General features: G+C 73.1%; 16 protein-coding genes. 4 read left to right on the top strand and 12 right to left on the bottom strand.

Annotated elements, in window-relative coordinates; genetic code table 11:
- Positions 1-106: 106 nt before the first annotated feature.
- A complete protein-coding gene (locus AC5L38_RS07760) occupies positions 107-1261 on the top strand; it encodes a glycosyltransferase (RefSeq protein WP_495242052.1) in 1155 nt (384 codons plus the stop codon).
- A gap of 169 nt (positions 1262-1430) precedes the next feature.
- Here AC5L38_RS07760 and AC5L38_RS07755 read toward each other — a convergent pair whose 3' ends face one another.
- Positions 1431-2390, bottom strand: coding sequence for a hypothetical protein (locus AC5L38_RS07755; RefSeq protein ID WP_495242051.1), 960 nt, complete (start codon positions 2388-2390; stop codon positions 1431-1433).
- Between the two features lie 111 nt (positions 2391-2501).
- Here AC5L38_RS07755 and AC5L38_RS07750 point away from each other — a divergent pair, with 111 nt between their 5' ends.
- Complete coding sequence (locus AC5L38_RS07750) at positions 2502-3248, top strand: glycoside hydrolase family 16 protein (RefSeq protein ID WP_495242050.1); 747 nt, start codon at positions 2502-2504, stop codon at positions 3246-3248.
- 7 nt (positions 3249-3255) lie between these two features.
- Here the strand turns inward: AC5L38_RS07750 and AC5L38_RS07745 are convergent, their stop codons facing one another.
- Complete coding sequence (locus AC5L38_RS07745; RefSeq protein WP_495242049.1) at positions 3256-4326, bottom strand: PucR family transcriptional regulator; 1071 nt, start codon at positions 4324-4326, stop codon at positions 3256-3258.
- A 93-nt stretch (positions 4327-4419) separates the two neighbouring features.
- On the opposite strand from AC5L38_RS07745, the gene AC5L38_RS07740 reads away from it, so the two are divergent.
- Both AC5L38_RS07740 and pruA read left to right on the top strand, forming a co-directional pair.
- Positions 4420-5346: a proline dehydrogenase family protein gene (locus tag AC5L38_RS07740; RefSeq protein WP_495242048.1), complete on the top strand. Its 927-nt coding sequence runs from the start codon at positions 4420-4422 to the stop codon at positions 5344-5346.
- Positions 5346-6971, top strand: a complete 1626-nt coding sequence (gene pruA, locus AC5L38_RS07735) for an L-glutamate gamma-semialdehyde dehydrogenase (protein ID WP_495242047.1) — start codon at positions 5346-5348, stop codon at positions 6969-6971. Before AC5L38_RS07740 ends, pruA begins: the two co-directional genes overlap by 1 nt.
- 133 nt (positions 6972-7104) lie before the next feature.
- Here the strand turns inward: pruA and AC5L38_RS07730 are convergent, their stop codons facing one another.
- From AC5L38_RS07730 to AC5L38_RS07685, 10 genes are all read right to left on the bottom strand, one after another.
- Entirely contained in the window at positions 7105-7683 is a 579-nt protein-coding gene (locus tag AC5L38_RS07730) for a PIN domain-containing protein (RefSeq protein ID WP_495242046.1), read from the bottom strand.
- Between the two features lie 18 nt (positions 7684-7701).
- Positions 7702-8154, bottom strand: a complete 453-nt coding sequence (locus tag AC5L38_RS07725) for a helix-turn-helix domain-containing protein (RefSeq protein WP_495242045.1) — start codon at positions 8152-8154, stop codon at positions 7702-7704.
- Positions 8155-8525: 371 nt separating this feature from the next.
- Positions 8526-8702 (bottom strand): hypothetical protein, encoded by a 177-nt coding sequence (locus AC5L38_RS07720; RefSeq protein WP_495242044.1) that lies wholly within the window; start codon positions 8700-8702, stop codon positions 8526-8528.
- A 185-nt stretch (positions 8703-8887) separates the two neighbouring features.
- Positions 8888-9067, bottom strand: a complete 180-nt coding sequence (locus AC5L38_RS07715) for a hypothetical protein (RefSeq protein WP_495242043.1) — start codon at positions 9065-9067, stop codon at positions 8888-8890.
- A gap of 30 nt (positions 9068-9097) precedes the next feature.
- Complete coding sequence (locus AC5L38_RS07710) at positions 9098-9265, bottom strand: hypothetical protein (protein ID WP_495242042.1); 168 nt, start codon at positions 9263-9265, stop codon at positions 9098-9100.
- A gap of 30 nt (positions 9266-9295) precedes the next feature.
- Positions 9296-9469 (bottom strand): hypothetical protein, encoded by a 174-nt coding sequence (locus tag AC5L38_RS07705; protein WP_495242041.1) that lies wholly within the window; start codon positions 9467-9469, stop codon positions 9296-9298.
- Positions 9470-9556: 87 nt separating this feature from the next.
- On the bottom strand, positions 9557-9742 hold the full coding sequence (locus AC5L38_RS07700) for a hypothetical protein (protein WP_495242040.1): 186 nt from the start codon (positions 9740-9742) through the stop codon (positions 9557-9559).
- A 64-nt stretch (positions 9743-9806) separates the two neighbouring features.
- On the bottom strand, positions 9807-11972 hold the full coding sequence (locus AC5L38_RS07695; protein ID WP_495242039.1) for a peptidase domain-containing ABC transporter: 2166 nt from the start codon (positions 11970-11972) through the stop codon (positions 9807-9809).
- Positions 11972-15385, bottom strand: a complete 3414-nt coding sequence (locus tag AC5L38_RS07690; protein ID WP_495242038.1) for a type 2 lanthipeptide synthetase LanM family protein — start codon at positions 15383-15385, stop codon at positions 11972-11974. The genes AC5L38_RS07695 and AC5L38_RS07690 overlap by 1 nt, the downstream gene beginning before the upstream one ends.
- Positions 15386-15547: 162 nt before the next feature.
- A complete protein-coding gene (locus tag AC5L38_RS07685; RefSeq protein WP_495242037.1) occupies positions 15548-18481 on the bottom strand; it encodes a helix-turn-helix transcriptional regulator in 2934 nt (977 codons plus the stop codon).
- Positions 18482-18515 lie beyond the last annotated feature (34 nt).

Below are 18515 nucleotides of genomic sequence, written 5' to 3'. Positions count from 1 at the left end.
GCGGGGATCAGGGTATGGTTAGCCCATACAGACGTGTGCCTAAGACGCAGGCACCCCTGAAGGAATCACAGGCTTTCCATGCCTAATCTCCTCCCAGAGGTGTGCCGTGAACATTGCATTCGTCTCCTCCGAGGCTCTCTCCTCCACCCAGGACGAGTCCGACCTCGCCGCCCAGCGCGCTCACCTGATGGCAGTCGCCCGTGAGCTCGGCCGCGAGCACAAGGTCACGATCTACACCCGCAGGAACTCCGACTCGGAGAAGGCCAGGGTCCGCGTGTCGCAGGGCGTCACGCTGGAGACCCTGACCGCCGGACCCGCGCAGAACCTTCCCGAGGACAGCGTCCTGCCCTACCTGTCCGACCTCGGCGACCAGCTGATGGACCGCTGGGGGCAGGACCGCCCGGACGTCATCCACGCCCACTCCTGGACCGGCGGGCTGGCCGCCATCGCCGGGGCGAACGGCCTCAACGTGCCGTTCACCCAGACGTTCAGCAGCGAGAACTCCCGCGACGCCAAGAAGGTCCGGGTGCAGCGGGCCATCGGGCGCCGGGCCAGCGCAGTGATCGCCGGGTGCGGCGACGAGGAGAGCTCGCTGATCCGGCTGGGCGTGCCGCGCCGCAACATCTCGGTCATCCCGTGCGGCGTCGACGTCGAGCGGTTCCGCCGCCAGGGTCCGGCCGCCGCCCGCGGCACCCGGCCCCGCCTGCTGCACGTCGGCCCGCTCACCGCCGACAAGGGCGTGCACACCGCGATCCGCGCGCTGGAGGGCATTCCCGAGGCCGAACTGATCATCGCCGGTGGTCCCGAGTCCGTGGACCTGGAGCACGACGCCGACGCGCACCGCATGATGCTGCTGGCCAAGGAGATCGGCGTCGACGACCGGATCACCGTTCTCGGGCACGTCCCGCACGCCTCGATCGCCAAGCTGATGCGCAGCGCCGACGTGGTCGTCTCGCTGCCCAGGGAGGCCCCGGCCGGCGTCGTGGCGCTGGAGGCCATGGCCTGCGGCGTTCCCGTCATCGCCTCCGCGGTGGGAGCCCACCTCGACTCCGTGGTGGACGGGGTCACCGGCCTGCTGGTGCCCGCCGACCGCCCGGCGCAGACCTCTCGCCTGACCCGCGAGCTGCTCGCCGACCCGACCCGCCGCACCGCGCTCGGCTTCGCCGGTGCCGACCGCGCCCGGTCCCGCTACTCGTGGGAGCGGATCAGCCAGGAGCTCGTCCACGTCTACGAGACCGCGCTGTCCGGATCCGCCCGCTGATCGCGCTCGCCGCGCCGGCCTGGCACGGCGGGCCGCGCGGAACACACTCCGAGACCGGGGGTCCCCCAAGGGCCCCCGGTCTTTCGTGTGCGGGGCTTCTCCGCACCTGGGCTTCGGCGTCCGAGACCTTCGTGTGCGGGTTTTCTCACCCGAGGTTTCCGGCGACCGCCTACGGCCGGGTCGCGCGGCGGTGCAGGACGACGCCCAGGCCGCTGGCGGCCAGCAGGACGGCGCCGGCCAGGACCAGGATCACCGCGCCTCCCACGGCCCCGTCCGTCCAGTCCCAGACGGCCTCGGGGACGGCGAGCGTCAGCCCCGCCACGCCGCTGACGATCAGCACCCAGGTGCGCCGGTGTCCGTACAGCGCCAGGCAGGCCAGCGCGATCAGCGCGGTCAGCCAGTATCCCCAGGCGCCTCCGTCCCACAGGACGGGCCACTGGCCGCCGAAGATCGCGATGGCGGCGCCCATGCCCAGTCCCAGGTCGCGCGGGACGAGCAGCCCGGCCAGGGCGGCCAGCAGGATGAGCACGCCCAGCGCGACGTAGGCCAGGCCCCAGCCGGGGCCCTCCCCCGCCGAGGCGTCCATCAGGCCGGTCAGCGCGACCAGGGCGAACCCGCCGCAGGCCAGCAGGCCGATCGCGGTGGGCAGCGGCGCGTAGGCCGCCGCCGCGACCACCAGCCCGGCCACGCCGGCGACGAGCACCTCCTGGCGGTCGACCGCCACCCCGGCGCACAGGGCCGCCGTGGCCGAGCCCAGCGCGGCGAGCGTGGCGGCGACCCTGCCCTGCACGGCGGCCGTCCTGCCGGTCGCCGGCTGTGCCGACCGCGCCGCCCGGCCGAGCCCGGCGGCCACCGCCAGCAGGACGAGCGTGACCGCGGCGAGGACCGTGATCCTCGCAGGCTGGGTCATCCGGTCCCAGCCCAGGGCGACGAAGGCCGCGGCACCGGCCAGGACGAGCCCCCCGCCGACGTAGGCGAGGATCTCGCTCCACCTGACCCGCTCTGCGGATCGCGGCTCGCGCAGCGCCTCGCCGACGGCGAGGGCGACCGGCTCCACCTGCTCGGCGCGGAGCTCACCGGACTCCACCAGCCGGGCCAGCGCCCGTCGTACGGCGTCAACGTCGTTCATGTGCGGAATCGTGACACAGCCGGGCCGGCACGGCACCCCCCGCACTCCTGGGACGTATGCGAAAACGGGATACCTCTGTTACTGGAGCGCGATCGTTGCTTTGATGTCCCCATGTCGATTCGTGGCACGTTCCTGGGTGTCCTGGCCGCCTCCCTCGCCCTCTCCTCGCCGGCCGCGTCCGCGTCCGCGCAGGCGAGCCCGTCCGCCGCGCCCGGCTGGGGCGCCCCGGTGCTGGTGGAGAACTTCGACGGCACCCGCGTCGACGGCCGCAGATGGGTCGTCTACCACTCCCCCGGCGCCGAGACCAACCCGCGCACCGGGCGGGCCACGAGCGTGGGCGGCGGCGTGCTGCGGCTCAAGGGTGGCTTCTACGGGGGCAGGGACCTTTCGGGGGGCGTCGCGACCCGGAGCGCGCAGCGGTACGGGCGCTGGGAGGTGCGGCTGCGGGCCGAGCGCGGCGCGGGCTACACCCCGGTCGCGCTGCTCTGGCCGTCCGACCAGGGCGGCGGCGAGTACGCCGAGGTCGACTTCGCCGAGATCATCGACCCGGGCCGCAGGTCGGGCGGGATCTTCGTGCACCGCGGCGACCGGCCCCAGGCCCAGCGGCAGATGAGGGCCGACTTCACCCGGTGGCACACGGTCGCGGTCGACTGGCTGCCCGGGCGACTCACGTTCTGGCTGGACGGCAGGAAGGTGTGGGACTACCGGGGGCCCAACGTGCCGCGGAGCCGTTCCATGCACCTGACGCTGCAGAACGACGTGACGTGCAACGAGTGGTCGCCGTGCCGCAACCGCTCCACTCCCCCGACGGTGAGCATGTACGTCGACTGGGTGAAGGTCTACCGGGCTCCCGTCTGAGCGCGACTCAGAGCAGGTGGGCGGCCTTGAGGGCGAGGTGGACCAGCAGGCGCTCCTCGCCGTCGGCCAGGTCCCTGCCGGTGAGCCGTTCCGCCTTGGCCAGCCGGTAGTAGAGCGTCTGGCGGTGCACGCCGAGCGCGCCGGCGGTCTCCTGGACGTGACCGGCACGGTCGAGGTAACTCTCCACGGTCCTGGCCAGCTCCGGGTCCTCGGCCAGCCCGGCGACCTCCTCCGCCAGCTCCCGCAGCCCCGCAGGGGACATCCGGGCGAGCAGCCGGTAGACGCCCAGCCCCGGCCAGGTGGCGACGGGGGCCAGCGCGGGCACCCTGCCCGCGACGCCGAGCGCGTGCACGGCCTCCCGCCAGCTGCGCCAGGCCTGCGCGGGCTCCTCCCTGGGGGCGCCGACGCCCACCACCGTCCCGTACATGCCCTGGATCCGGTCGGCCAGCTCCCCCGCCTGGCCCGCCGGGACCAGGAGGGCGACCAGCGGCTCGCCGCGCACCGGGAAGGCGGGGTCGGCGAGCGCGGCGCGCGGGAGCGTCCAGAGTGCGGCGACCCGGTCGGAGGAGGTGCGGGCGGCGATCGCCGTCACCGGGCCGCTCACGTCGTCCAGCCGCGACAGCGCCCGGGAGCGTTCCTCGGCGTCGGAGGAGAACAGCTCCCGCAGGTTCGCGCCCAGGTCCTGGCGGCTGCGGGCCTCCTGGGCCAGGGCGGTGGCGGCCCGGGACACCAGGTCGCCGACCGAGGCGAGGGCGTCGTCGCCGAGCGTGCCGTCGTCGAGGAGCCACAGGTAGCCGTAGGTCACCTCGTGGTGCCGCAGCGGCACGCACACCCGCGCGAGCACGCCCAGGTCGGCGTCGGCGGGGATGCGGACCGGGCCGCGGGCCCCGGCGATGCCGTACCCCTCGAAGTAGGCGCGCACCTGGTCCGTCGCGCGGCGCCGCAGGATCGACTCCTGGCGCACCACGTCGATGTCGCCGCTCTGCGCGGCGTAGGCCAGGAGCTGGAAGGCCCGGTCCTCCAGGGTGGCCGAGGCGCCCAGCCTGGCGGCGATCTCGTCTACCGTCTCCTGCAGCACCTCACCATTGTCGTACATATGTATGAAGCCCTCGCCCGTTGATCGTGGCAGATGCACATGATGCCGGTCGAGCAGGGGATTTAGGGTGGACACATGGTCGGTTCTCTCCTTCTCGGCGCATCCCGGTTGCCGCTGGTGCGGCGCGCGGTCTCCGGCGTGCCGCTGACACGCAAGGTCGTCGATCGCTTCGTCGCGGGCGAGACGCCCCAGGAGGCGGTCGAGGCGATCCGCGGGCTCGCCGCCTCCGGGCTCGCCGTCACCGTCGACCATCTGGGCGAGGAGACGAGAGACTCCGCCGCCGCCGCCCAGACGGCCAAGGCGTACGCCACACTGCTGGGCGCGCTGAGCGGGCTGGGGCTCGGCGACCGGGCCGAGGTGTCGGTGAAGCTCTCCGCGGTCGGCCAGGCGCTCGGCGCCGACGGCGACAAGATCGCCCTGGAGAACGCGCGGCAGATCAGCGAGGCGGCCCGCGCCGCCGGGGCGAACGTGACCCTCGACATGGAGGACCACACCACGGTCGACTCCACGCTCGCGATCCTGCGGGCGCTGCGCGCGGACTTCCCCTCCACCGGGGTCGCCGTGCAGTCCTACCTCTTCCGCACCGAGGCCGACTGCCGCGACCTGGCGTACGAGGGGTCTCGGGTGCGCCTGGTCAAGGGCGCCTACGCCGAGCCCGCCTCGGTGGCGCACCAGAACAAGAACGACGTCGACAAGGCCTACGTGCGCTGCCTGCGCATCCTCATGTCGGGCGCGGGCTACCCGATGGTGGCGACGCACGACGACCGGCTGATCGCGATCACCGAGACGCTCGCCGACCGGTTCGCCAGGTCCCGGGGCGAGTACGAGTACCAGATGCTCTACGGGATCAGGGCCGACAAGCAGCAGGCCCTGGCGGGGGCGGGTCACACCGTGCGCGTCTACATCCCGTACGGGGACGACTGGTACGGCTACTTCATGCGCCGGCTGGCCGAGCGCCCGGCGAACGTCGCCTTCTTTCTTCGTGCCCTTGGAGGCAAGTGATGGATGCCATCTCCACCGTTCCCGCCCCGTTCAACGAGCCGGCGCTCGGGTACGCGCCCGGCAGCGCCGAGCGTACGGCGCTGGAGAACCGCGTCAAGGAGCTGGCCGGGGCCCAGCTGGACCTGACGATGACGATCGGCGGCGAGCAGCGGATGGGCGGCGGCGCCTCGATCGAGGTGGTCCAGCCGCACAACCACGCCTCGGTGCTGGGCCGCACGGCGGACGCGACCGCCGACGACGTGCGCTCGGCGATCGACGCCGCGCTGGCGGCGGCGCCCGCGTGGCGCGCCCTGTCGTTCGACGAGCGGGCCGCGATCTTCCTGCGGGCCGCCGACCTGCTGTCCGGCCCGTACCGGCAGACGCTGAACGGCGCGACGATCCTGGGCCAGTCCAAGTCCGCGCAGCAGGCGGAGATCGACGCCGCCTGTGAGCTGATCGACTTCCTGCGCTTCAACGTCGACTTCGCGCGCCGGCTGCTCAGCGACCAGCCGGTCTCCTCGCCCGGCGTGTGGAACCGGATGGAGTACCGGCCGCTGGAGGGCTTCGTCCTGGCGATCACGCCGTTCAACTTCACCGCCATCGCCGCGAACCTGCCGTCGGCGCCGGCCCTGATGGGCAACGTCGTCGTCTGGAAGCCCTCCCCCACCCAGCAGTTCTCCGCGCACTTCACCATGCGCCTGCTGGAGGAGGCGGGGCTGCCGCCGGGCGTCATCAACATGGTGACCGGCAACGGCGCGGGCGTCTCCGAGGTCGCGACGACGCACCCGGAGCTGGCGGCCATCCACTTCACCGGCTCCACGCCGACCTTCCAGCACCTGTGGTCCACGGTCGGGGCCAACATCGCCTCCTACCGGTCCTACCCGCGCCTGGTCGGCGAGACCGGCGGCAAGGACTTCGTGCTGGCCCACCCCTCGGCCGACCCGGCCGTGCTCACCACCGCGCTGGTCCGCGGCGCGTTCGAGTACCAGGGGCAGAAGTGCTCGGCCGCCTCCCGCGCGTACGTGCCGCGCTCGGTCTGGTCGGTGATCCGCGACGAGCTCGTGGGCACCGCCGAGTCGCTCACCGTCGGGGACGTGGCCGCGGACCTGTCGACCTTCATGGGCGCGGTCATCGACGAGCGGGCGTTCGCCAAGAACAGGGCCGCGATCGACCGGGCCCGCTCGCTCGACTCGATCAACGTGCTGACCGGCTCGTACGACGACTCGACCGGCTACTTCGTGCGGCCGACCATCCTGGAGTCGGCCGACCCCACCGACGAGATCTTCGTCAAGGAGTACTTCGGGCCGATCCTCGGCGTGCACGTCTACGACGACGCGGACTTCGACACGGTGCTGGACCAGATGGAGAGCGTCTCGCCGTACGCGCTGACCGGCTCGATCATCGCCCAGGACCGCTACGCGATCGCCTCGGCGTCGGAGCGGCTGCGCTTCGCGGCGGGCAACTTCTACGTCAACGACAAGCCGACCGGCGCGGTCGTCGGCCAGCAGCCCTTCGGCGGGGGCCGCGCGTCGGGGACCAACGACAAGGCCGGGTCGATCCTCAACCTGACCCGCTGGGTGAGCGCCAGGACCATCAAGGAGACCTTCGTGCCTCCGGTCGACCACCGCTACCCGCACATGGGGTGACATCCCCGGAGGGGTGACCGCCTCACGGCGAAAACGATGCCCGGGTCTCGGATCGGAGACCCGGGCGTCGGCGTCGTTCCATGCGCAGCGCTCTCGGTGACCCGTCGGATCGCCACCGCCTGAACGTCTCGAATCAAAGCTCTTCGGGTACGGCGGGCAGGTGGTTGCGCGCCCTCCGGGCGAACACGGGCACCCCTGCGCGCTCCAGCGCATGGGTGATGTCCACTTCGGTCATGGGCGGGCGCCGCTTGCCCGCCGCCATCCTGACCAGGGCCGCGACCACCTCGTGAGGGCTCTGCGCCAGCAGCGAGCACAGATAGGTGTCAGGATCGGTGACGGTCAGCCCGTAGGAACTCAAGGTCGCGGCGGGGAAGTCGGTGAGATTCCAGGTGACCAGGGTCTGGGCGCGGCCGGCGATAGCGGCCGCCATGTGGTGACAATCGTCGGGGTCAGGACCGACCAACCGGTCCAGCAGGTGCTTGTAGTCGTCCTCGGGCACACGGGTGTCGTCGAAGAACTCCCGGATTGCCGCGCTGATGCGGGCCGCCGCCGACGCGGAGCGATGCTGCTCGCGCACGATGACGCGCTCCCATTCCTCCAGCAGGTGATCGCTCCAGATCACGGTGTGCACCGCGTCCTCGGTCAGAGCGAGCATCAGGTCCATCAGCGAGAACGGGAACAGCACATTGGTGTCAACGAAGACCCGCACCATCGGCATACTCCCGGGAGGTCAGTAGGGCAAATCCGCTTCTTCGACGACATCCATGATCCTGCGACGACCTTCCGCGCGCTGTTCGCGACGAGCCTGGAACTCCAGAACATCCGCGAGGCGCACCAGACGATGACGGCTGTCCGGCAGATACTGAGAGGGGATCTCACCCTCGTCGAGCAGACGTGCGACGAAGGGACGGGACAGCCCCAGAAGTTCGGCGACCTCGTTCGGAGTCAGCCGAGTCTCTACCGGCATGGCGAGGACCGCGTTGCCCTTCGCGAGGTCGTGCGCCGCCGCCACCAGGAGGCTCACCAGCGACTGGGGCAGCTCGATGTCAGTACCGTCGGGTCCTCGCAGCACCAGCGACGCCTTCGTGGCGGCCGCAGTCGCCTCCAGGTGAGCAAGCAGCTTACGGTCACCGCTATCTGCCTCGACACGTGTCGCACTGGCCAGAACACCGGTGCGGGGCATGGTCACCTCCACCTCAAGCGATATCTGAAATAAGTGTAACCCGGTGTGGCCGGAAACTCCACCACCGGAGCCAGATGCACGGCATCGCTACATAAACGCACGCCCGCGGCCTTTGTCCGGCGGATGCCGCCACCCCCGATTATCGCCGGACCATACAGGGATAAATTCCCCAGACCGATTGGCAGCGCCCCATCTCGAAAGCTCGGCATCCGCACGGCAGCGGCGCATATCCCGCGGATGAACAGCGACGCCCGGGTCTCGCATTCGAGACCCGGGCGTCGCTCGTCACTGTCAGTCGTTTCCGGCCGTGGCCGGGAGGTCTGTCTCGCTCGCGTCCGGCCGCTACCGCCCGGTCCGGCCGCCGGGCGGGACTAGACCGGGCAGGCGAGCGTGCTGGTGGCGCAGCAGCCGATGCTGATGAAGTGCTCCGTCCGCGGCTCGCGGCCGCCGACCAGCTCGTCCAGGCTGATCTCACCGGCCGGGTGGGCCAGGTCGGCGGTACGGGACTGCGGGTTCTTCCACTGACGGATCAGCTCGTTGTCGGACATCACATGTCTCCTTGGTCGGAATTTCGTGGTGCGTGGGACGCGGCGGCCGGTCCGGCACGGGGACCGGACCGGCCGCCCTTGACGACCCCTGGTGGCCGTGTCCGGCGGTCCGTCGCGAACCTCGGTCACGGCCCGGGGCCGGATGCTCCGGGCCTCCTGGCAGAGGTCCTCCTGGAGAGGTCCACCTAGCAGAGGTCCACGGTGCAGCACTTGTGCGAGATCACCGGGGGCCAGGTCTCCTGTCGCATGCCACCGATGACGCGCGCGAGGTGCTCGCCGAGGTCGATCTCGCCGGCGGGGTGCATGATCCCCTCGGTGCGCACCCGGGGGTTCTTCCACTGACGGATCAGCTCATCGTCGGACATCTCACGCCTCTCCGGTCACGCGGCCGCGGGTCAGCAGTAGCGGCCGGTGGGGCAGCAGCCCCAGGAGGCGATCCCCTCGGTGGCGGGCTCGCGGCCGCCGATCAGCTCGTCCAGGCTGATCTCGCCGGCCGGGTGGGCCAGGTCGGCGGTACGGGACTGCGGGTCCTTCCACTGACGGATCAGCTCGTTGTCGGACATCTCATGACTCCTTGGTGTGGGCCGCCGGGATCAGCAGAAGAGGCCGGTCGGGCAGCAGCCCAGGGAGAAGAAGAACTCGGTCACCGGCGGGCGTCCGCCGGACACGCGGGCGTCGTCCAGGGTGATGTCCCCGGCCGGGTGGGCCAGGTCGGCGGTGCGGGCCTGCGGGTTCTTCCACTGACGGACGAGCTCGTTGTCGGACATCTCATGACTCCTTTGTGGGATTCGGTACTTCGGAAGGCTCCGGCCGGACCGGCGCGGAGGTGGGCCTGGGGCCCTCGGTGGAGCGGATCAGAAGCCGCCGCCGCACCAGAAGCCGGTGGGGCAGCAGCCGTAGGAGATGGCGTACTCGGTCCGCGGCTCGCGGCCGCCGGCCACGCGGGCGTCGTCCAGGGCGATGTCCCCGGCCGGGTGGGCCAGGTCGGCCGCGCGGGCCTGCGGGTTCTTCCACTGACGGATCAGCTCGTTGTCGGGCATGACGTGCCCTCCTTCTGTGTCGGGATTTCGTGCGTCGGAATCGGTCCACGGGACCGGGCGCGCCTCACGCGTTCAGTGCCCCGGCGCGCTGCCGGGGGGCCGCGTCGTGCGCGAACAGCTCTCGGTAGGTCCCCTCTCGTGCGACGAGGTCCTCGTGCGTGCCCCGCTCGACGATGCGGCCGCGGTCGAGCACGAGGATCCGGTGGGCGTCGCGGATCGCGCTCAGCCGGTGTGAGATGACGATCCGCGTGACCTCCAGCCCGGACAGCGCCGCGTCGACGCGGCGTTCGGTCTCGGGGTCGAGGTGGCTGGTGGCCTCGTCCAGGATGAGCAGGCGAGGCTTGTGGACGAGGGCGCGGGCCAGGGCGACCCGCTGGCGCTGCCCGGCCGAGAGCGCGGCTCCGGCCTCGCCGACGAGGGTGCCGTACCCCATGGGCATGGCCTTCACGTCGTCGTGCAGTCCGGCGACGCGGGCGGCGCGCACCACCTCCTCCTCGGTGGCGTTCTCGCGGCCGAGGGTGAGGTTGTCCATGATCGTGCCGTTGAACAGGTTGAGGTCCTGCAGGACGGCCCCGCAGCGGGAGCGCAGGTCGTGGACGTCGAGGTCGTCCAGCTCGTGCCCGTCGTGGCGTACCGTGCCGGTGGTGGGGCGCAGCAGGCCGAGGAGCAGCAGGGCGATGGTGCTCTTGCCGGAGCCGGTACGGCCGACGATGCCGAGCTTGGTGCCGGGCGGGACGGTGAAGGTGAGGTCCCTGAGCACCGGCGGGGCGTCGGCCTGGTAGTGGAAGACCAGCTCCTCGACCTCGATGCCGCTGGCGGTGTGCGCGGGCAGGCGTACGGGACCGGTGGGTTCCTCGTCCGCGTCGACGATGTCGTAGACCCGCTCGATCTGGCTGCGCAGCATCGGGTAGCTCTGGCCCGCGCTGGCCAGCCCCTGGAGGGGGGCGAGCACGGCGAGGGCGACGGTGCTGGCGGCGAGCGCGGTGCCGATCGTCATGCCGCCGTTCAGGACGAGCCCGAGCCCGGTCAGCAGCAGGAGCAGCGGGGCGGCGACGGTGAGGGCCTGGTGGAAGGACTCCAGGCCGGCGGTGATCCGGCCGCGGGCGACCAGGGCTCCGCGATAGGTGTCGAACAGCCCCGCCCAGTGCTGCTCGGCCCGCCCCTCGACGCCGTTGGCCTTGACCGGGACCACGGCCTCCAGGGTCTCGGTGAGGTAGCTCTGCTCCTCGGCCTTGGCCGACAGCTCCCGCTGGTAGACGGCCGCGACCCGGGAGGAGACGCGTACCACCAGCAGCACGTGGGCGGCGCCCAGGGCGAGGACGACGGGCACGTAGCCGGGGGCGAGAACGGCCAGGCCGATCAGGTAGCCCACCAGGAGCGCGGCGTCCAGCACGAGGATCAGCAGCCGTTGCGTGACGGTCTCGCGCGTGGTGGAGACGCTGCCGAGCCTGGCGAGCAGGTCTCCCCTGCGGCGCTGGATGAAGAACGACAGCGGCAGCCGCAGCATGTGGCGGATGAGCCGGCGTCCCAGCGTCGCCTCGGCGCGGACGCGCAGGGCGAGCACCGCCATCTCCCTCAGCAGGGTCGTCACCCCGGCCAGGACGGTGGTGCCGAGCACCACCGCGGCGAAGAGCGGCAGGATGTCCGTCCGCCGGTCGGGGGCGAAGGTGTCGACGACCTGCTGGGTGGCGAACGGCAGTACCAGGGCGAGCAGTTTCAGCACGGTCGCGCAGGCCAGCACGGCGGCGAGCAGGCCCCGGCTGCCGGGCATCGCCACGAAGTCGCGCAGGTAGCGCAGCATCAGCCACTCCCTCATGGGAGTGCGCCGCCGGACGAACTCGGGGCCGGGCGAGACGTGGATCAGCACGCCGCCGAAGCGCCGGTCGAAGTCCCTCAGGCTCTGCCACTGGCGTCCGCCGGCCGGGTCCGCCAGGCGGACGCGCCGCGCGGTGACCTTCTCCACGACGACGAAGTGGTGGTCGGACAGGTAGGCGATGACCGGCCGGTCGACGGGCCCGAGGCGCTCCGTCCGCTCGCTGCGCGCGTGCAGGCCCATGCGGGGGGCGGCGGCGATCAGGTGGGCGGCGGACACGCCGTCGCGTCCGATGCCGAGCATCTCCCGGCATTCGGCGACCCGGGTGTCCCTGCCGTGGAAGCTGGCGATCATGGCCAGGCAGGCCGCGGCGCATTCGGTGGAGGTGAGCTGGTGTCGCAGCGGGACCCTGCCCATCAGCGCTCACCCCCGACGGGCGCGTCGAGCAGCAGCACGGACGGGACGGATTCGGGCCTGGCGAGCCGGAGCAGGCCGTACCCGATGCCGGCCAGCCCGTTCATCAGGCCGGGGGTGGGGGCGGCGCCGGGCACGCCGCAGCGGGGGCCGCGGCGGGCCAGGTCGTCGAGGAGGTGGTCGGTGCGGGCCGCCAGCAGTTCCGCCGCCTCCGGCCGGTGGCGCAGCTGGACGAGCAGTTCGAGGTTGCCCAGCTCGCCGTGGCAGAGGCTGTGGTTGGCCATCGGCCCGCGCGCCCGCTCGGCGGCGAGCGCGCGGCCTAGGTCCCGGTCTAGGTCTCGGTCGAGGTGCCGGTCGAGCGCGCGGCCGAGGTCCTGGTCGAGGTGCTGGTCGAGGTGCTCGGACGCCGGGCCGCCGACGCGCGACAGGCCGATGCCGGGTGCTCCGTGGCACCAGGCGTGGAGCATGTCGTCGCCGCCCTGTCCCCGCCGGTAGTCGGGCCAGCCCCGCAGGTCCGGCCGGTAGTGCTCGCTCTCGTAGGCGAAGGCGGCCAGGGCGGTGTCACGGGCGCGCGGGTCGCCGCCCGCCTCGGCGTGGCGGCGCAGCGCCCAGCCGATGCCGCCGGCGCCGTGGGAGAAGCCGGTCAGCGGCCGGTCGTCGCTCATGGGCGTGTGCCAGGCCACTCCGGCACCGGTGGGGACCGCGGTGGCCAGCAGGCGTTCCGCGCACGCCTCCGCGGTGCGCCAGGCCGCGGGTGACCCGGTGGCCCGGTGGATCGCGAGCATCGTGGCGAGGGTCCCGGCGCCGCCGACGACGACGTCCAGCGCCTCGTCCTGGCCGGCCGCCTTCGCGCACGCCTCGACCAGGTCCTCGACCGGCCGCGCCAGCACCGGGTCGTCCAGCAGGACGGCCAGGTGGGTCAGGGTGTACGCGACCCCGCCGAGGCCGGTGAAGGCGCCCATGACGCCCTCCTCCGGCGGGTCGTCGGCCAGCCTCGCGAGCGGGACGACCGCGCGCCGGGCCAGGTCGGCGTACCGCTCCTCGCCGGTGACGGCGGCGCACTGCGCCAGGAACAGCGCCACGCCGGGGTAGCCGCCGTACAGGTCCCAGCTCAGCGGCTGCGACCTCCAGTACCTGTCCTCGACCAGCTCCAGCCCGAGCCAGTTGACGCGCCCCCCGGGTCCGGAGAGGCAGGCGAGGCGGTCGACGAGGTCGGCGACGTCACGGGCGGCGGCGATCAGCCGGGCCTCGTCCGGCGGGACGGCCGGGGAAGCGGAGGTGGGGGCGGGTGCGGGGGTGGGGGCGGGAGCAGGGGTGGGTGCGAGGGCGGGAGCGGGGGTGGGGGGCGTCGTGCCGGCGGCCAGGGCGGCGAGCCCGGAGCGGTCCCGGGTGACCATGGACGCCCGGATGATCCATTCCTGGCGGGCGCGGTCGTCCCGGCCCATGTGGAGGACCTTGCGGACGGCGCGGCTCAGGCTGGGCTCGGGCAGGACGTCCGGGATCCGGACGCCGCCGGAGGTCCACAGGTCGCGGCTGCCGGGCCGGGTGGTGAAGATCGGGATGTCGCCCGCCCAGAGGTCCTCCGCCTCGTGGGCGATCAGCCGCTCACGGGTGCGATCGCCGCGGGTGATCGCCCAGAGGTAGTCCAGCACGCGGTCGCGGTCGAGGCCGTGGCGGAGCACGTCCGGATGGGTGGACTCCATCATCAGCTTGCCGTACGTGCGGGTCGCCCGCGGCACGACGCGGACCTCGTCGCCGGAGAACACGGTCAGCAGCCGGACCAGGGCGGGGGCGTCGGCCACGATGGCCTCGTAGCCGCGGCCGAACCCGGCCAGCAGGTCGTCGAGGTGGTCGGCGGGGTCGGCGGGGTCGGCCGCGTCCTCACCCAGGCGCGGGCGGTTGCGCACCCCGGGAAAGACCAGGTTCTCGCGGACCAGCCGCATCTCGTCGGTGCCCTGCCCGGCCCAGGTCGGCGTCTTCATCGGCATCACGGCGTCCTTGTCGCCGCCCATGCCGGACAGGTCGATCACGCCGCTCTCGCCCACCATCAGCTCGGGCAGCAGGCCGCTGCGGCTCACCGACGACTCCAGGGCCAGCGCCGCCGGGTCGTCCATGAGGCGTTCGATCCCCGCCCCGGGCACCAGCGGGTGCAGCAGGGCCTCCAGGTCGACCAGCACTGGCTGGTCGCCACAGGCGATCAGGTTCTCGCAGTGGAAGTCGGCGCCGTCGAGGGCGTGCAGCAGCGCGAGCAGCGCGCCGAGCCTGTGGTAGTAGCGGGCGACCTCCTCCCGGTCCCGGCACGGCAGGTGGGGCGCGAACTCCACCCAGCCGTACGGACCGCGGTCCAGCACGGCCAGGCGGGTGAGGTCCAGGTCCTCGACGCGCTCGTCGAGCCAGGCCAGGGCGTCGTTGAAGTGCCGGTGAACGGCCTGCGGGCGCGGCTTGTAGACCACCCGCGCGCCGCTTTCGAAGGTCAGGACACTCACCGCACGGCCGCCCTGGTGGGTGTCGCCGCCGCCCTCGACCTCCGTCAGCGGGCCGGGATCGACGCCGCCCAGCAGCGTCCGCACGATGCCGGGACGGTCCTCGGCGTAGCGGGCGAGCATCTCGCTCCGGCCGGCCGCGAACCGGTCGGCCGTCTGGGCCAGCATCCGGGCCAGCACCGGGTACTCCTCGCACAGCGCGACGAGCGCCTCGGGGCGCCCGAACCATCGGACGAAGTCCGCGAACCGCTCCTCGGGCGTCGTCCCTTCGAGCCGCCCCGAGACGCGCATGACGTTGAGCTCCAGCACCAGCGTCCGCGACGCCGGCGCCGCGAGCCGCTGCCGGAGCTCGGGGCCCCAGGCGGTGAGCAGGACGTCCGCCCGGACGGCCGGGCCGCACGCGTCCAGCGCGTCGCCCAGGCGCCGCAGCGCGCCCTCGGCGAACGGCGCCACGATCGCCGCGAACCCCTCCCCCGCGGGCATCCCGTCCGCGCGGGCGACGGTCTCGGCGGCCTCGGCGGCCTCGGCGGCCTCGGCGGAAGCTGTGGAAGCTGTGGAAGCTGTGGACGCCACAGACACTGCGGACGCCGCGCGCGCCGCGGCGATCGATTCGGCCGCCTGGACGGCCCAGTCCGGCCGGGCGGTACGGGCGGCCAGGGCGGCGGGCTCCTCGTCCAGCAGCGCGGCCAGCTCGTCGAGGGTCAGCCCGGCCGCGGCCAGCCGGCGGTCGAACTGCCCGCTCTCCAGCAGCCCGTGAGCGTTCCGCCACTCCCGCAGCCGCCAGCGCGCGGTCTCGCCCGCCGACTCGGGTGACCGGCCGGCGGGGATGCCTCCGCCGGTCCGGTCCAGCCGCTCGGCCAGCGTCAGCCCGCCCGCCCACCACGCCGCGCCGAGCTCGGGCGCCGCCCCCGGGGTGATTTCGTCTCCGCTCATGGCTGGCACTCTGCCGACGCGCGGCGCCGGCCACATGCGGGCGCCGCCCCCATATTCGCGCGGACCCACCGGAGGTCATGGGGGCGCCGGCCACCTCAGGCGGGGCCGTGGCCCGTCGATTCGGCCGCGTGCTCGCACGTCAAGGCGTCATGGAGGGCCGTCTCAGGTGGGGCGCATCAGCTCGGCCGCGTGCTCGTACATGGCGGCCCGGTCGGGCAGGCCCGTTTTCTGCAGCAGGCTCGCGACGTGTTTCTCCACGGTGCGGGGTGAGATGAACAGCCGCTTGCCGATGTCGACGTTGCCGCGCCGCTCGGCGAGCAGCGCGAGCACCTGGTACTCCCGGACGCTGACGCCCTGGGCGCGCAGCCCGCTCGGCACCTGTTCCCGTCCGGTACGGCGCTGCGCCACGGCCGCGCCGGCCCCGCGCAGCATCGCCCGGCAGGCCCCGGTGACCGCGGGGACGCCCGCCCGGTGGAAGTACTCCTCGGCGGTGCGCAGCCAGACCAGCGGCTCGCCCCAGCCGTCCGCCAGGGCGGCCTCGGCGACCAGCCGCAACCCCAGGTGGTGGGCGAGGGGGAAGGGCCGGACGGCCTCGGCGGCCCTGCCGAACGCGGCGAGCGCGCCCTCGGGGTCACCCTGGCGGCCCAGCAGCACGGCCCTGGCCAGGTGGAGGAAGGTGCGGTTCCAGGCCAGTTCGGCGGCCGAGGTGTTCTCCGCGGCGTCGCACTCGGCGGCGCCCGCCCGGCCGGCGAGCGCCTCCATGAGCACGCCGAGGCCGTACCTGCCGGTGAGGTAGTAGATGGTGGGGTTGTCGTCCTCCCACTCCCGTGCCCTGGTCAGCATCTCGCCGCAGAGGTCGCGGTCCTCCTCCAGCAGCGCGCACATCGCCTGGCACAGGCCGTAGACCACCGGCATGTGCAGGCTGCTCTCGCCGCCCCACGCGCGAAACCGCTCCAGCGCGCCCTCCATGTCGGCGCGCCTGGCCTGGTGGGCCGCGAGCGTGGCCTGGGCGAGCAGGAGGTACTGGGTGTAGGCGGTGTGGCCGAGCCGGATGGTGGACTCCACGCACGGGACGGCGAGCTCGTGGGCGTCGCCGTACTCGCCGCGCAGCACTCCCGTCATCACCAGGGACGCCCGGGCGGTGTGGACCAGGCTGATCGCGCCCGCCCGTGCCGCCGCCCTGTCGGCCTCCTCCAGCGGCTCCCGCTCGCCGGTGCGCAGGGCGTGGTTGGCGGCCAGGCGCAGCGTCGCCCGCAGCTTCCACAGCCTCAGGCCGTGGGCGTCGGCGATGGACGCCACCCGCGTCAGGCACCGGTCGGGCTCGTCGAACCCGCGTGTCCGGGAGAACATCGCCATCCGCTCCCACGCCTGGCAGGCCACCTCGGGGAGCGGGACGCGTTCGGCCACCTCCACGGCCCGCCGCACGAGGGCCTCGGCGGCGGCCATCCGCTGGGGGCTCTGCTGGAGCACCCCGTGGTCGGGGACGATGAGCTGGGCCTCGATCACGTCGATGGCCGCCGTACGGGCCTCGTCCGGGTCGACCTGGAGGAGCCTGCGGAGCGCCGCGACGTGCGCCAGGCCGTCGGCGGTCTCGCCGATCTCGGCGGCGACCCAGGCCAGCTTGGTGCGCAGGTCCATCTCGTGCGCGATGGTCATCGCCGGGTCGCCGCCGATCGGGAGGTCCTTGGCGAGGGCGAAGGCGCGGTCGGCCTGCCCGCTCTCGGTCAGCGCGTGCAACAACCCCTGCAGGACGCGCGTCCGCAGGTCGGCGGGGGCGGGGCCGAGCATGGCGTAGGCGCGTTCGAGCAGCGTGACGGCCAGGTCGGCGGCGCCGTCGTCCAGCAGGCGGCGGCCCGCGTCGGCGAGCAGGCCGGCCGCGCCGAGGGTGTCCCCGGCGGTCAGGCGCAGGGTGGCCGCGATCTGGCACCACTCGCCGGGCAGCCCGGGGTGCAGGCGCTCCAGCGCGTCGGCGGCGCGGCGCGCGATCGACGCCCGCTCGGCGGGGATCAGCGAGGAGCGCAGGGCCTCGGCCATCAGCGCGTGCCGGAAGGCGTACCAGTCGCCGGCGGAGTCGTCCGGCGTGATGAGCCGCGCCCCCGCCCCGGCGCGCAGGAACTCCATGACCTCGCGCTCGGCCAGGCCGGTGGCCTCCTGGATCACCGGGATCGGGAAGCGGGAGCCGAAGACCGCCGCCGCGTGCAGCAACTCCTGGGCGGAGGGACTCAGCTGGGCGGCGCGCAGCGTGATGCTGCGCACCAGCGTGGTCGGCACGTCGATCGCGGGGTCGCCGTTCAGCCGCCACCGCCGCCCGTCGCGTTCCAGGGCGCCGACGTCGGCCATCGCGGCGAGCAGTTCCTCGACGACGAACGGGACGCCCGCCGTGTCACGTTCCAGGCGGGTGAGAAGCTGCCGGGGCAGGTCGTCGGGCGGGACCTCCAGGCAGGCGGCGGTCAGCCGGGCGAGCTGCTCCGGCGGCAGGGGCGCGAGCTCGACGAGGGCCGCGGTCCGCCGCTGGGCGCAGGCCTCGGCGACGGACCGGGCCGGCCCGGCGTGGCTGCGCATGTTGGCGAGCAGGAGGGCGGGCACCCCGGCGAGGTTGTCGGCCAGGTACTCGACGACCGCGAGCGTGTCGGCGTCCGCCTCGTGCAGGTCCTCCAGGAGGAGCAGGCAGCCACCGTCGCGCCCGATGACGGCCAGCAGCCGCAGGACCGCCTCGGCCAGCACCATCACCGACTCCAGATGGTCGGTGACCCCCGCCCCGCGCCACTCCGGGACCAGCTTGGTGAGCGCCGGCAGGTAGGGCATCAGAGCCGGATCGTCCGGCGGTTCCTTGGTCCTGGTGTAGGAGAGCAGCGCCTCGCACAACGGTTTGAAGGGAATGTCCGCGCTGACACCTCCGCCCCGTCCCCGTAACGCGGTCATCCCCGTGTCGAACGCCTGGTACGCGCATTCCGTGGAAAGGCGGGATTTGCCTATTCCGGGATCGCCGAGCAGGAAGACCGCGCCACCCCGGCCGTCTCGCGCGGCGGTCAGGCGCCGTTCGAGCTGCTCGATTTCCCTTTCACGTCCGACCAGAATGGGGGAGATAAATGACATGACGACAGGTTAACTGCCGCCATGTCACGAAAAA

The organism is Streptosporangium nanhuense (genome assembly GCF_059358815.1).
The sequence above is the reverse complement of the archived record's forward strand: the minus strand, read 5'-3'. Positions and strand labels throughout refer to the sequence as shown.

Coding starts and splice junctions, on each gene's coding strand:
- AC5L38_RS07755 (WP_495242051.1), bottom strand. CDS start 2,390: ATGAACGACGTTGACGCCGTACGACGGGCGCTGGCCCGGCTGGTGGAG.
- AC5L38_RS07750 (WP_495242050.1), top strand. CDS start 2,502: ATGTCGATTCGTGGCACGTTCCTGGGTGTCCTGGCCGCCTCCCTCGCC.
- AC5L38_RS07740 (WP_495242048.1), top strand. CDS start 4,420: ATGGTCGGTTCTCTCCTTCTCGGCGCATCCCGGTTGCCGCTGGTGCGG.
- pruA (WP_495242047.1), top strand. CDS start 5,346: ATGGATGCCATCTCCACCGTTCCCGCCCCGTTCAACGAGCCGGCGCTC.
- AC5L38_RS07730 (WP_495242046.1), bottom strand. CDS start 7,683: ATGGTGCGGGTCTTCGTTGACACCAATGTGCTGTTCCCGTTCTCGCTG.
- AC5L38_RS07725 (WP_495242045.1), bottom strand. CDS start 8,154: ATGCCCCGCACCGGTGTTCTGGCCAGTGCGACACGTGTCGAGGCAGAT.
- AC5L38_RS07720 (WP_495242044.1), bottom strand. CDS start 8,702: ATGTCCGACAACGAGCTGATCCGTCAGTGGAAGAACCCGCAGTCCCGT.
- AC5L38_RS07715 (WP_495242043.1), bottom strand. CDS start 9,067: ATGTCCGACGATGAGCTGATCCGTCAGTGGAAGAACCCCCGGGTGCGC.
- AC5L38_RS07710 (WP_495242042.1), bottom strand. CDS start 9,265: ATGTCCGACAACGAGCTGATCCGTCAGTGGAAGGACCCGCAGTCCCGT.
- AC5L38_RS07705 (WP_495242041.1), bottom strand. CDS start 9,469: ATGTCCGACAACGAGCTCGTCCGTCAGTGGAAGAACCCGCAGGCCCGC.
- AC5L38_RS07700 (WP_495242040.1), bottom strand. CDS start 9,742: ATGCCCGACAACGAGCTGATCCGTCAGTGGAAGAACCCGCAGGCCCGC.
- AC5L38_RS07695 (WP_495242039.1), bottom strand. CDS start 11,972: ATGGGCAGGGTCCCGCTGCGACACCAGCTCACCTCCACCGAATGCGCC.
- AC5L38_RS07690 (WP_495242038.1), bottom strand. CDS start 15,385: ATGAGCGGAGACGAAATCACCCCGGGGGCGGCGCCCGAGCTCGGCGCG.
- AC5L38_RS07685 (WP_495242037.1), bottom strand. CDS start 18,481: ATGTCATTTATCTCCCCCATTCTGGTCGGACGTGAAAGGGAAATCGAG.